Genomic DNA, 12,841 nt, shown 5'->3' with positions numbered 1-12,841 from the left:
CAGTCTGAAGTCAACCAATTTTTGTGATCTGCTGAAAAATAATCAAGCTAACTGTAATAAGACCAAAGGAGAATCGGCTTACGCTAAGCCAACCGTTGCAGGCCAGGATGGCCGAATCGAGCCTACAGGGAGGTATTTACGGCGTGTTGGCGTGTGTAAGCCGGTTCGATTGTTAGGCTAAGTACAGGCAGTTTACGCAATAAGGTTCATCTTCTTCGTCAGGTTGCACCTTCAGCCTACCACAACGTACACTTAGTTTATTCATCAGCCTGGGCGGTAGCCTTGTGGATCAGTTAGAGCTATTCGACATACCTAACCCCTGCATTGGGGTTTGTCAGAGTAACAACCGGGGTTATTGCCTGGGTTGTTTGCGCTCGCGTGACGAGCGCTTTAACTGGCACCAGAAACCCGCGGCAGAGCGCAGCCATATTTTGAAACTACTGGTGCAACGCCGCGCAAGGCTAAATGCCAAAGCGAAAAAAGAGCAGGACTTGCCAGAGCAAGGTGAATCACTGGATTTATTCTGAATTTGGCCCGTAGCGCTTATCGTTACAACTCCCGCTCTGGCTCGCCACAGCAACTCGCCCTCTCGCCTGCGGCAGGGCTCAGACACTCTGTGGCGCCCAGTTCGGGGTTCTAACGCGCGCTACTCTGACATCCGCTGACAGTTAGCAAGCTTTTGGGGAAAGTGGTTAACTTCTTTTAATTAAACCAACCAGATAAATCAGCACTACCGCACCCACCGTTGCCATAACCAGCGAGCCAATAAAACCACCTGCCGACAAGCCAAGCAACGTGAATAAAAAACCGCCTAAAAAGGCACCAACAATACCAACAACTATATTACCTAACAAGCCAAAACCTTTGCCTTTCATAATATTGCCAGCTATCCAGCCGGCCAGTGCACCGATGATTAAAAAAGCGATAAAATTCATAGTAATCCCTTAAAAGTTGCATGCTGAATTAGCATAGCTTGAGCATAGTCTAAAAAAATTACATAAAAAAGCCGGCGATTAAACCGGCTTAATATCAACGTATCAGTATCAGTCGTTAGAAAAATGACGACATAGCGTAAGCTGTTTTTTCAAACATCAGCGGTTGAGCTTCCGCCAGCTCCAGGTTGGCTTTGTTCGCGGTAGTCACTACCCTAGTGCGATACTCTTTCAGGTTCGACGCCTCAGAGTAAGTGGTGGTGGTTGCACCATCATCAGATATTTTGGCATTAACCTTTGAATCCTTACGTACAATCACACCTTTCTTGGCGCGTTCCTGAATTTGAATATCTGCTACCAATAGATAAGTAACGTCTTTAACAAAAGCATCTGCCGCAGTAGCCATTAAACCACCGACTAAAGCTCCACCAGCAGCTCCGCGGTAACCTGAACCAGTTGCTACTGCAGCTGCAGCGCCCATACCGGCACCAGAGTATCCGCTCTGTAACGCGTTCTCAGCCGCAGACGGGGACGCTTTCTCAAGCTGCCGCACAAACACACTCATGGTGTACTGGGCATCATCCGGGTCGTCGGTAAACGTATAACCATTGCCACTTTGACTAATTTGCTGGTTAAGTGAGGTTCTGAAAGCATTCCGGTCAAATTCCATTACCGCACTACGTACTTCCAGATAAATTTTCCGGCGCTCTTGCGGCACCGGCGCTACAAAAATAGAAGTACTGACTTTGGTTTGCACATCTAAATCGCGCTTGCTTATCGATGTATGCACAGCAGCACACCCCGACAATCCAAAAATCAGCAGACCAACTACAATTAGCTGGTTTGTTTTTATTTTATTGAACATATTAAATTCCCTTTAGTATCAGGTTTTTGAAAACTCTATTAGTAATAGTATCGGCCATGATAGCGATAGTAATACTGGCAGTTTCTATATTCTGTCCAGTTATACCTAAGCAAATCACGACAGGTGTAGCCCTTTCGCCAATATCTGCCTTTGTATTCTTCCGGCTTAATATTCTGCTCGAGCATACTCTTAATATATTTGTCTACTTCTTCTGGTTTCTCAGCCAAAAACGGCTTAGACAATACTTCAGCATTCATTTGCGCCTGAGCCCGGGCAAGTTCATCATCTTCTTCAGGCTCTGCCAGCACAGGCGCAGCTAGAAAGGCAGCTATTGCAACAATTATGAAAGTCAGCGAGAGAGGCTTGCTGGCTTTTTTCATCATGACAGGCGACATGATGTTCCTCCTTGTGTTTTGCAGGTGGCTACTCCATAAAACCACACCAAAAATTAAAAGACTGCAACAGTTAAGCATCCGGGTTGCCGGCGCTTTATTATTTAACAGCCAAGATTATCATAATAGATATTTTACAAAAATGCACAGTGAAAAAGTTAAATGATGAAATGTTTGCAACATAATTAAGGTTATATCAGATAACTGCTTATATTCTATACTAAGAAATTGCAAATAACATTGTGTGAACTCTCGTCATTTACTTGCCAACCGGGTTTTGAAGCAATGTCAGCTCTGATTCTGTCAGCTCACGATACTCACCCTCAGCTAAATCAGCAGGCAGTTGCAGGCCACCGATTTTTTCGCGGTGCAGTTGCTCAACCTTGTTGCCAATAGCAGCAAACATCCGCTTTACCTGATGATAACGGCCTTCATGAATGGTCAGCAGTGCTTCTCGTTCGGCCACAATTTCCAGCTGGGCCGGTAGGGTTGGGTCTTTTTCGCCGCGTAGCATTACGCCTTCGGCGAACAGGCTGGCCGCATCCAGGCTAATAGGGTCGGCAGTCCATACCCGGTAGGTTTTAGCAATATGATGTTTTGGTGAACTGATCCGGTGCGACCACTGGCCGTCATCGGTTAGCAGCAATAAACCAGTGGTGTCTAAATCGAGCCGGCCAACAGTGTGCAGGCGCTCAACTAAAGGTTCATCCAATAGACTGAACACTATCGGGTGGTCCGGGTCATCATTGGCGCATAAAAACCCTGCTGGTTTGTGCAGCATAATATACCGCAGGCCAATGATTGCTAGCGGCTTACCATCTAACACTACGGCATCGTCACTGCTAACCTGGCGGGCAGCCTGTTTAACAATTTCGCCGTTAATGCTAACCAGTTTCTGACGAATAACTTTGCCAGCCTGGCTGCGGGTCAGGCCGGTACAATCACAAATAAATTTATCTAAACGCATAACATAAGTCACCTATAAATCCCCAAACTACTTAACGCTACAGCTGCGCTACGTAGTTTGGGCATTTCGCTAGTGTAGCTAAAATCCAGAGTAGAGTCGCGGTTTTAGTCACGCAGTGCCGATACTATAAAATTCGGGTTAAGCAGCTGCTCGCGCTGATAAACTTTGTTATCTATGCCGGCAAAACTCACTGTAGCACCGGCTTCAGTCGCCACAATATGGCCGGCACCGGTGTCCCAGGCCATGGTTGGGCCAAAGCGCGGATACACATCTGCCGTGCCATCGGCCACCAGGCAAAACTTCAGCGAGCTGCCAACCGGCACCATTTCATGCTGATTAAACTGGGCCAGATAACCGGCTAAATCGGGGCTGGGGTGGCTGCGACTACCCACTACCTTTACTAGCTTATCCCTGCTGGCCTGGTTCACCTTTATCGGCCTGACACCACCGGCTTGCTTTAAAAAGGCGCCTTCACCCTTAGCAGCGTAATAGGTTTTAGCCAGCACCGGCGCGTGCACCACGCCCAGGATCGGTTCACCCTGGTCAATCAGCGCAATATTAACGGTGAACTCGCCGTTGCGTTTAATAAATTCCTTGGTGCCATCTAATGGGTCAACTAACCAATACCGCTGCCAGCTTTTGCGGATATCCCAGCTGATATCGGCCGCTTCTTCCGATAAAATCGGTAACTCCGGGGTTAATGTTGCCAGTTCAGCGACAATAAGCCGGTGTGCTGCCATATCAGCAGCAGTCAGGGGTGAGTCATCACTCTTGGCGCTGATCTTAAAAGCGGCCTGGCCGCGGCCATAAATAGCTAAAATGGCCTCGCCGGCCTGTTCGGCAATCTTAATAATGGCCGGCAGTAAAGTTGCAGTCATATCATCGTCCTTGCGGGATACTGTTGAAATATAGGGTTGCAGGCAAGCTTACCAGAATTAGCGCAGCCGGGTTAGCGGCTGGGCAAATACCGCACTCTGTGGCCGGGCACCAAACCAATGCAGCTGGTTTTGCAAGCTGACCACTTCACCAATAATCAGCAGCGCCGGCGATTGCACTTGCTCACTGCTGACTCGCTCTGCCAGCTCACTTAGCTGGGTAGTAATAATCCGCTGCTCCAGCCGGGTACCGTTTTCAATAATGGCTACCGGCGTACCGGCGGCCCGCCCGGCTGCCAGCAGTTGCTGCTGAATATGGGCCGCTTTCATCAGCCCCATATAAATCACCACCGTCTGGTTAGGAGTGCTCATGCTGCGCCAGTCGGGTTCACTGCCGTCTTTACGGCAATGACCAGTAACAAACTGCACGCTTTGCGCATGGTCGCGATGAGTAAGCGGAATACCAGCATAAGCGGCACAGCCGGCAGCAGCCGTCACGCCCGGCACCACCTGAAAGGCAATATCGTGCACCAGCAATGCCTGAATTTCTTCTGCACCACGGCCAAAAATAAAGGGGTCACCGCCTTTTAAACGGCAGATTTTTTTGCCGGCCAGGGCTAAATCGATCAATATCTGGTTAGTATCCTGCTGGGCAACCGAGTGCGCGCCGGCTTTTTTGCCGACGCAAATCAGCTCGGCATCGCGCCGTACCAGCTGCATAATCTCCGGCGACACCAGATAGTCGTATACTACGACATCGGCTTGTTGCATTAACTGCAGGGCTTTTAAGGTTAACAGTTCCGGATCGCCCGGCCCGGCGCCAACCACATAGACTTCGCCAGCCAGTTGCTGCGGTTCAGCCAACAATGCAGCCAGCCGTTGTTCTGCCTGCGGCAGCTGATTCGCCTGGACATCACGCACTACATCCGAGTTAAACACTTTTTCCCAGAACTGGCGGCGGGCAGCAAAACCTTTAATTTTGGCTTTTACCTGATCCCGAAAACGGCCAACCAGCTGCGCCAGTGGCCCTAAGTGCTGGGGTAGTATGGTTTCCAGTTTTTCACGCAAACGCCGGGCCAGCACCGGGGCGGTACCAAAGCTGGAAATGGCAATAATAATCGGGTTACGGTCGATAATGGACGGGAAAATAAAACCACATTTAGGCTGATCATCCACGGTATTGACCAGCATATTGCGTGCAGTCGCCGCCTCAAATACCGCGCCATTAACGCTGTCGTTATCAGTAGCGGCTATTACCAGCAACTTACCGTCTAACAGCTCCGGGCTGAAATAACCGTGCACTAATTCAGCTTTGCCTTGTTGCTGCCAGCTGATAAATTCCGGGTTAAATTCCGGGGCTACCACCACTAATTTTGCGCCAGCAGTTAACAAAGTACCGGCTTTGCGCAGCGCCACAGCGCCGCCGCCGACAATCAGCACCGGTTTACCGGTTAATTTTACGAATAAAGGAAGATATTGCACCACGGCTCCGCAAGCTGAATCAGTCAGCTTTATTTAGTGCTAAGCATAGCGCCGGTTAGGCAGTCAGCAAAATAGCTTATCACGCTCATATATAACCAAACGGAATTAAGAGCTCGCTCTTTATGCTGTTGATTTAGAAAAGCGCCAGTTGTTACCAGCTGTTAATTCCATTACATTAGGTAGGTAAAATATCGGCAATAACAGCCTCTTCTGTAATAGAAGGGTGGCAATATACGAACAATAATAATCAGCGCAGCAATTTTAAAGGAATTAAGATGTCGACACTTAGCCAGTTTATTAATGACTTAGCCACCAACCTTAAGCTACAACAAGATTTTCTGGATGACCCGGCAGCCACCATGCAGAGCTACGGACTGCAGAGCCATGAAATAGACGCAGTGCTTGCCGGAGACAAAGTAAAAGTTGAGCAATTAACCGGGCATGCGGTGTTGCCTGTTACTTTTATTTTTCCGGCAAAGTAGCACCTCTTGAAAAAGTGTGGAGCATTTAGCACGACGTTAATATTTTTATTAGCGTCTTTTTTTGCTTTCTCTGCAACAGACACTTTGCAACAGCAACTGGACCAGGCTGAAGCATTACGCACCCAGTCACCAACCCAAACCGCGGAAATTGTTGCGCAGCTGGAATCAGACTATCAGGCGCTTACCCCCTATCAACAACAACAATTTACGTTTCTTAAAGCATACATCTTTGCATTTCAGAGTAAGCAAGATGAGGCCATAACCTGGGCAGCTAAAATCGCGGACAGTGACTATCCGGAAATCACCCTGAAAGCCAATTTGTTACTGGCAACCGTATATGAGCACCGCAAAGATTTCAGCAGAGCTTATGCTTTCCTGTTTGATGCATTAAAGGCGGGAGGGACGCTTAACGACGAGCCACTGCAGGTCAGCTTATATACTGTAGCGACGCAATTGCACATAAGTGCAAATGTGTACGATAAAGCATTGGAATATGCATCGAATATCGTCGAGATTGCGAGTTCTCCACGTAGTCTTTGTGTCGGCTATGCGCTGCAATTAAGTGCATCTTTGCAGTTAACTCAAACTTACACTGCTGATGCAGTTCAGCAGGCTCGTCAAGCCTGCCTGACAGCCAACGAGCCGTTATTATTACATACCATCAGCCTTTACATCGCGGAAATCGATGTATCAAAGGTACCAGAACAGGTTAAACGTGACATGCAAGCGGTACTGCCTGAACTCAGCAAAATAGGTTATGTGTACTCGGTTATCCAGGCTGAATTTTATCTGGGCTCGGCAGAGCTTCATTTAGGCAACTATGCAGCAGCAGAGTCGTTGCTTGAAAAAGTTTATCAACAAGCCACAGCATTAAATGACACAAAAACAGCCAATAAGACTATGCTACTTTTAGCCCAATCTTATCAGGAAAGAGGTAATGCCTCAGCTGCTGTTAAGGCCTACAGCCAACACTCTGCTGCTCTGAACAGCTACATTGACGAGTTTAAAAAGCGCAGCGTGGCATACTATCTGGCACAGGCCGACTTTATGGAAAGCGAAAATAAGTTGGCTCTGCTGGAGAGTAAAAATGAGTTATTGCAACTGGAAAGTAAGCTGCAACAGGATGAAAAGCTGAAAGCTCTGCTGATTGCCGTCGCGCTACTGGCATTACTTCTGCTGGTGATTTATGTGTTAAACAGCAAGCGGGTGGCGCTGAACCGGCTGGCCACCACCGACTTTTTAACCCGCTTATTCAACCGCCGCTATTTTAACGAAACGGTCAGTAAACAGATGGCGAACCGGCGCCAGCAAGGTGAGTGCAGCCTGATTGTGTTCGATATTGATTTATTTAAACAAATTAATGACCAATACGGCCATGCCGCCGGTGACAAGGTGCTTAGCGCTATCGCCCGCTGTTGTCAGGATCAGATCCGCCAGCAGGATATTTTAGCGCGAATTGGCGGCGAAGAATTTGCGCTGTTTTTACCGGGCTGTGCCCTGGCTGATGCTCAGGAGATTGCCGAGCAGTGCCGGCATAGTTTGGAGCAGTTAGTGATTCCGTTTGAAGAGCAGCATATTCAGATAACCGCCAGCTTTGGGGTGGCAGCCAGCAGCAATGCTGACTTTGACAGCCTGTTAAAACAAGCTGACGATGCGCTGTATAAAGCCAAAACCGGTGGCCGCAACCGGATAATGGTTTATCCCACCGCTGCCAGCAAAGGCAGTAGTTTTGCCTGAGCACACCAACGGTAGTTTGCTGTGTCTGGGGCTGGGGATCACTCTGGGTAGTCAGCTGACGATACTGGCCCGCGAGCAGCTGGCGGCAGCTGATTTGGTGTTTTTTCACAGCAATAGCCATTACCTTAGCGGCTTTTTACAGCAAATAAACCCCAACTTGGTTGATTTACAACCGTTTTATTTACCTAACCGACCGCGCAGCGAAAGCTATCAGGCGATGCTGGATGCGGTTATTACCGCAGTAACTGCCGGTAATAATGTGGTTTGGGCATGTTATGGCCACCCGGGCATTGCCAGCTGGCCGCCACACCAGGCAATTCACCAGCTTAGAGCGCTGGGCTACCGCGCAAAAATGGAGGCCGGCATTGCTGCCGATGCCTGTTTATATGCTGATTTAGGCATTGACCCAATGGCTGAAGGCTGCCAGCAGTTTGAAGCCAGCCAGTTTTTATTTTATCAGCGCACTGTTGATGTCAGTGCTTACCTGCTGCTATGGCAGGTAGCGATAGCCGGTGATTTCAGCCTGACCAGGCTTGAGAGCGATAGCCGCTATATTGACATACTGGTGCAGCACCTGCGGCAATGGTACCCGCCAGCGCATCAGGTAATTTTGTATGAAGCCGCCGACTTACCGATCTGGCAATACCGGGCAGAACAGCTAAGCTTAGCCGAACTCCCCCAGGCAACCCTGAACCAGATCACCACCCTGGTGATCCCGCCGTTACGCCCGAAAAGTATTAACCATAAGATGCTCGATAGGCTTGGCGTGCCGGCCGATCATCCATTACGGCAAACCCGGTTACCCTGAAAATGCTCCTGTCGATGTCACACTTTGTAATGTCAAAGCGTCTTATAGTAAAACAGCACAAGGAAACCCGGTGTCAGCACACGGATTTGGCAGACCAATAGCGCCTGAGATTATCAAAGCAGCCCAGCGCGGCCAGCCAGACGCCTTAAAGCGGTTTTACAGTCACTTTGCTGATGCGGTGCTCCGTTTATGTAGTGGCATGCTGGGTTCTGCCGAAGATGGCCGTGACCTGACCCAGGATATTTTTATTAAGGCATTTGCTTGCCTGGCTGATATTAAGCAACCGTTAGCGGTAGGCGGCTGGCTAAAACAACTTAGCGTCAGGTTAGCGCTGGATACGCTGCGTCAACGCAACCGGCAACAGCAGCTTAGTGATGACGAAAGCGACAACATAAGCGATCAAAGCTGGAACAGCGCCATAGACTCGCTAACCCGGCTGGATGATGTTGAACGCATTATGGCGGTACTGTCTGAACAGCAGCGGGTATTGGTGTGGTTGTATGCCGTAGAGGGCTACAGCCACCAGCAACTGGCTGAATTATTGCAACTATCTGAGCAAAATGTCCGCCAGCAATACCGACGGGCACTAACTAAATTAGCAACCCAACTTAAGCAGGGCGAACTATGAGTAAGCAACAACAATTCAGTGAGCTGTTGGGGCAGCGCTTAACGGCCGCACATCAGGAAACTGCCGACGATTTACTGTGGCAGCAGCTACAGCAACGTCTCGATAAAAAGCGACGCAAGCTTACACTCTGGCTGAGCAGTGCCGCCAGTCTGGCGTTTATTGGTATTTTAAGCGGCCTGCTGTATAGCGGCCATATTGAGCCCGAAACGGTAGCGGTCGCAGACCCGGTTGACAGCTATCAGCTGGAAAAGCTGGATGTGGCAATTCAACAATCCATTATTCGCAACGATCATGAGCAGGTTGAGCGTTTAATAGCGCAGCGCCAGCAACTGAATAAACCTCAGCCCCGGACGTATACCTTATGAAAGTGACAAAACTGGCCCGGCTTTGCGCCGCAATGACGGCACTTTGGATTACTGGCGCGGATGCCCGGCAACCAGAACCCTCACAGGACGTTATCGAAGCGGTACAGGCGGCAATAATGGCGTCGGGGAACTCGGCAGAAGATGGCCCGGTGACAATTGAAGAGCCAGCCCGCAATTATTACCATTTTGGTGCGGTAATGGACCGGCAACATAAAATACTGGCGGTAACCCCGGATTCGGATGCAGAAAGAGCCGGCGTAAAGGTGGGGGATAAAGTGTTACAAATTAACAATGCTACCCTTGATTCTACCAGTCTGGAGGATGTGCTGGCATTGTTAAACGATTTTGAAGAGGGAAAACCCTTTAATGTCTGGGTTAACCGCGCCGGCAAGGCAATTAATTTAAAGAGCACCGTAACCCGCAAAACCATTCCGGCCTGGCGTTTAGTTATTAACCCGGTGCAAAATGCAGACAATGCCAAATCAGTGCAAACTGACGGTTGTGGTTTTGTTTCGGTATTTTACTTCCCACCCCGTACCCTGGAGTTGTTTCCCACCGCTATTCGCGCGGCAGGTGATACTGACTTCAGGATTGAGCGCTCCCGTCGCACCGATGTGGTAAAGATTGATACAGGCCTACAAGATATCGAGTTGGCAGAGCAAATTGCGTTATCGCGGGTCAGATGGAGTCGGTCAGACCTTTGGGAGCGCAGAAAACAGCTTACTCAGGTTTTGCAGTTAAACGTTGAGCCCAATAAGGTGTATCACCTGGCCAGCCGTTTTATTGAAAAACCTGAAGACAGAACCGATCCCGACCAGTATTGGGAGCCGGTAGTCTGGAAAGTCACAGACAGACAATGCGATTAACTTAACCCGGCAGGCAAAAAAAAGCGGCAACCGGAGTTGCCGCCAAAGAGGGATGAGAGAGGTATCCCGTTAAATCGTTAGCTTAGTGGCGGATCAGCAATTAGTGCCGGATCAGATAGTCAAACGCTCCCAGCGAAGCATTGGCGCCAGCACCCATGGCAATAATAATTTGCTTGTAGGGCACCGTGGTGGCATCACCGGCGGCAAATACGCCCGGCAACGAGGTCTGGCCGCGCTCGTCGACAATAATCTCGCCACGTGGCGACAGCTCCAGCGCACCGCGCAACCATTCGGTATTTGGCACCAGGCCAATCTGGACAAAAATACCAGCCAGCTCAATATGGTGCGACTCACCGGTTTTGCGGTCAGTATAATTAATACCATTTACCCGGTTACCGTCGCCGGTGACTTCGGTGCTTTGTGCTTCGGTAATAATGGTAATGTTGCCCATTGAGTTGGCTTTTTTCACCAATACCGCATCGGCCCGCAGCGTAGCGGCAAATTCCAGAACGGTAACATGTTCAACAATACCGGCTAAGTCGATAGCCGCCTCAATACCTGAGTTACCGCCACCAATTACTGCGACCTTTTTACCTTTAAATAACGGGCCGTCACAGTGTGGGCAATACGCCACGCCTTTACCCCGGTATTCCTGCTCGCCCGGCACGTTCATTTCTCTCCAGCGCGCACCCGGCGCCAGGATCAGGGTTTTACTCTTTAACACCGCGCCATTGGCCAGTTCCAGCTCTACCTTGTCGGCACGGCTTAACTTCACGGCGCGTTGGTTATTCATAATATCGACATCGTACTCACGGACATGAGCTTCTAAGGCGTTAACCAGCTTCGGGCCTTCGGTATATTTAACCGAAATAAAGTTTTCAATACCGACGGTATCAGCCACCTGGCCACCAAAGCGCTCGGCTAAAATGCCGGTATTCAGGCCTTTACGGGCGGCATACACGGCAGCAGAAGCACCAGCCGGGCCACCGCCTACCACTAATACATCAAACTGGGCTTTGCTTTTCAGCGCTTCAGCCTGACGTTTCCCGGCGTTGACGTCGATTTTCTGGATGATTTTTTCCAGGGTAATCGCCCCCTGCGAGAACAGCTCACCATTTAAAAATACCGAAGGTACTGCCATTACGTTACGTTCGCTGACTTCGTCCTGGAACATGGCACCGTCAATCATCACGTTAGTAATGTTCGGGTTAGTCGCCGCCATAATATTCAGTGCCTGCACCACTTCCGGACAGGTCTGGCAGCTTAACGAGATATAGGTTTCAAAAGCGAACTTGCCGGGTAACTGGCGAATTTGCTCAATGGTATCCGCTTCCACTTTAATCGGGTGGCCACCTGAGTGCAGCAGGGCCAGCACTAACGAGGTAAATTCATGGCCCAATGGCACACCGGCAAAGGTAATGTGGGTATCTTTGGCTACCGAACGTACCAGCATCGCTGGTTTGCGCTCCATAGCGGCATCGTCGCGACGCAACGACACTAAATCTGATAAACCGGCAATATCGTTGGCCAGTTGTTCTACTTCTGCAGCTTTGGCGCTATCGTCTAAAGATACCACCAGTTCAACCTCGGTTTTCAGGTTCTGCAAATAAGTTTTAAGTGTTTGCTTCAGGTTAGTATCTAACATAAAAACTCCAGAAAATTTAAGACGATAAAAAACAGCGTAACAAAGCCTCAACCTGAGTTGTCAGGCCGTAAACATAATATTCGGGATAGTCCGGGCAGGCACTGCCTGCCCGGGTACCAAACCGTAGTCTGGCAGAGGGAAGCTGAGCTACAGCTTCTTAAGAAGGGCTGTAGTCAGGTCCCGCTGCAGTCAACTGCAGGATATTGCACTGCTTAGATTTTACCAACCAGGTCCAGTGAAGGCGCTAATGTCGCTTCACCCGGAGTCCATTTCGCCGGACATACTTCGCCGTCGTGGTTAGCAACATACTGTGCTGCCTGTACTTTACGGAACAATTCGCCAGCAGAGCGGCCGATACCTAAGTCGTGAATTTCAGCAACTTTGATTTCGCCTTCAGGGTTAATTACGAAGGTACCACGCAGTGCCAGGCCGTCTTCTTCAATCATTACGCCAAAGTTACGGGTAATGGCACCAGTCGGGTCGCCGATCATTGGGTAGTTGATTTTCTTGATGGTTTCAGACGCATCGTGCCACGCTTTGTGGGTGAAGTGCGTGTCAGTAGATACTGAATATACTTCAACACCGATTTCCTGAAACTTAGCATAGAAATCAGCCAGGTCGCCTAATTCAGTTGGGCATACAAACGTGAAGTCAGCCGGGTAAAAACATACTACAGCCCACTTGCCCAGGATATCCTGCTCTGTTACCGGAACAAATTTGCCCTGATGAAATGCAGTGGCTTTGAATGGCTTAATTTTAGTATTGATAATTGAAGACATAGTCTTGCTCCTTCGGTT

15 protein-coding genes are annotated in these 12,841 nt (G+C 49.4%); 7 read left to right on the top strand and 8 right to left on the bottom strand.

Features of this window, described 5'->3' with window-relative positions; all coding sequences use genetic code 11:
• Positions 1 to 284: 284 nt before the first annotated feature.
• Complete coding sequence (locus tag CRO03_RS05575) at positions 285 to 527, top strand: DUF1289 domain-containing protein (RefSeq protein ID WP_097110638.1); 243 nt, start codon at positions 285 to 287, stop codon at positions 525 to 527.
• Between the two features lie 165 nt (positions 528 to 692).
• On the opposite strand, the gene CRO03_RS05570 is transcribed toward CRO03_RS05575, so the two are convergent.
• The 6 genes from CRO03_RS05570 to cysG all read right to left on the bottom strand — a co-directional run bounded on the left by CRO03_RS05570 (position 693) and on the right by cysG (position 5,513).
• A complete protein-coding gene (locus CRO03_RS05570; RefSeq protein WP_019677255.1) occupies positions 693 to 935 on the bottom strand; it encodes a GlsB/YeaQ/YmgE family stress response membrane protein in 243 nt (80 codons plus the stop codon).
• 115 nt (positions 936 to 1,050) lie between these two features.
• Positions 1,051 to 1,722 (bottom strand): complement resistance protein TraT, encoded by a 672-nt coding sequence (locus CRO03_RS05565; RefSeq protein ID WP_212682352.1) that lies wholly within the window; start codon positions 1,720 to 1,722, stop codon positions 1,051 to 1,053.
• Positions 1,723 to 1,835: 113 nt separating this feature from the next.
• A complete protein-coding gene (locus CRO03_RS05560) occupies positions 1,836 to 2,192 on the bottom strand; it encodes a hypothetical protein (protein WP_212682351.1) in 357 nt (118 codons plus the stop codon).
• A gap of 256 nt (positions 2,193 to 2,448) precedes the next feature.
• On the bottom strand, positions 2,449 to 3,156 hold the full coding sequence (gene rsuA, locus CRO03_RS05555; RefSeq protein WP_097110636.1) for a 16S rRNA pseudouridine(516) synthase RsuA: 708 nt from the start codon (positions 3,154 to 3,156) through the stop codon (positions 2,449 to 2,451).
• 104 nt (positions 3,157 to 3,260) lie between these two features.
• Entirely contained in the window at positions 3,261 to 4,034 is a 774-nt protein-coding gene (gene cysQ / locus CRO03_RS05550; RefSeq protein ID WP_097110635.1) for a 3'(2'),5'-bisphosphate nucleotidase CysQ, read from the bottom strand.
• Positions 4,035 to 4,091: 57 nt separating this feature from the next.
• Positions 4,092 to 5,513, bottom strand: a complete 1,422-nt coding sequence (cysG, locus tag CRO03_RS05545) for a siroheme synthase CysG (RefSeq protein WP_097110890.1) — start codon at positions 5,511 to 5,513, stop codon at positions 4,092 to 4,094.
• Positions 5,514 to 5,788: 275 nt separating this feature from the next.
• Here cysG and CRO03_RS05540 point away from each other — a divergent pair, with 275 nt between their 5' ends.
• The 6 genes from CRO03_RS05540 (at position 5,789) to CRO03_RS05515 (ending at position 10,399) form a co-directional block, all read left to right on the top strand.
• Positions 5,789 to 5,995 (top strand): hypothetical protein, encoded by a 207-nt coding sequence (locus CRO03_RS05540; RefSeq protein WP_097110634.1) that lies wholly within the window; start codon positions 5,789 to 5,791, stop codon positions 5,993 to 5,995.
• A 6-nt stretch (positions 5,996 to 6,001) separates the two neighbouring features.
• The gene (locus tag CRO03_RS05535) at positions 6,002 to 7,732 is read left to right on the top strand and encodes a diguanylate cyclase (RefSeq protein ID WP_141397726.1); all 1,731 of its coding nucleotides are present in this window, start codon (positions 6,002 to 6,004) and stop codon (positions 7,730 to 7,732) included.
• Positions 7,725 to 8,540, top strand: a complete 816-nt coding sequence (locus tag CRO03_RS05530; protein WP_170948951.1) for an SAM-dependent methyltransferase — start codon at positions 7,725 to 7,727, stop codon at positions 8,538 to 8,540. Before CRO03_RS05535 ends, CRO03_RS05530 begins: the two co-directional genes overlap by 8 nt.
• Before the next feature lie 70 nt (positions 8,541 to 8,610).
• Complete coding sequence (locus tag CRO03_RS05525; RefSeq protein WP_097110631.1) at positions 8,611 to 9,168, top strand: RNA polymerase sigma factor; 558 nt, start codon at positions 8,611 to 8,613, stop codon at positions 9,166 to 9,168.
• On the top strand, positions 9,165 to 9,533 hold the full coding sequence (locus tag CRO03_RS05520) for a hypothetical protein (protein WP_097110630.1): 369 nt from the start codon (positions 9,165 to 9,167) through the stop codon (positions 9,531 to 9,533). The genes CRO03_RS05525 and CRO03_RS05520 overlap by 4 nt, the downstream gene beginning before the upstream one ends.
• The gene (locus tag CRO03_RS05515) at positions 9,530 to 10,399 is read left to right on the top strand and encodes a PDZ domain-containing protein (protein ID WP_097110629.1); all 870 of its coding nucleotides are present in this window, start codon (positions 9,530 to 9,532) and stop codon (positions 10,397 to 10,399) included. The genes CRO03_RS05520 and CRO03_RS05515 overlap by 4 nt, the downstream gene beginning before the upstream one ends.
• A gap of 100 nt (positions 10,400 to 10,499) precedes the next feature.
• Here CRO03_RS05515 and ahpF read toward each other — a convergent pair whose 3' ends face one another.
• Together ahpF and ahpC are read right to left on the bottom strand one after the other, a co-directional pair.
• Positions 10,500 to 12,044: an alkyl hydroperoxide reductase subunit F gene (ahpF, locus tag CRO03_RS05510; RefSeq protein WP_097110628.1), complete on the bottom strand. Its 1,545-nt coding sequence runs from the start codon at positions 12,042 to 12,044 to the stop codon at positions 10,500 to 10,502.
• Between the two features lie 212 nt (positions 12,045 to 12,256).
• Positions 12,257 to 12,823, bottom strand: a complete 567-nt coding sequence (ahpC, locus tag CRO03_RS05505; protein ID WP_097110627.1) for an alkyl hydroperoxide reductase subunit C — start codon at positions 12,821 to 12,823, stop codon at positions 12,257 to 12,259.
• Between the last annotated feature and the right edge of the window lie 18 nt (positions 12,824 to 12,841).

This window comes from Arsukibacterium tuosuense (assembly GCF_900215315.1).
GTDB lineage: Bacteria > Pseudomonadota > Gammaproteobacteria > Enterobacterales > Alteromonadaceae > Alishewanella > Alishewanella tuosuense.
The sequence above is the reverse complement of the archived record's forward strand: the minus strand, read 5'-3'. Positions and strand labels throughout refer to the sequence as shown.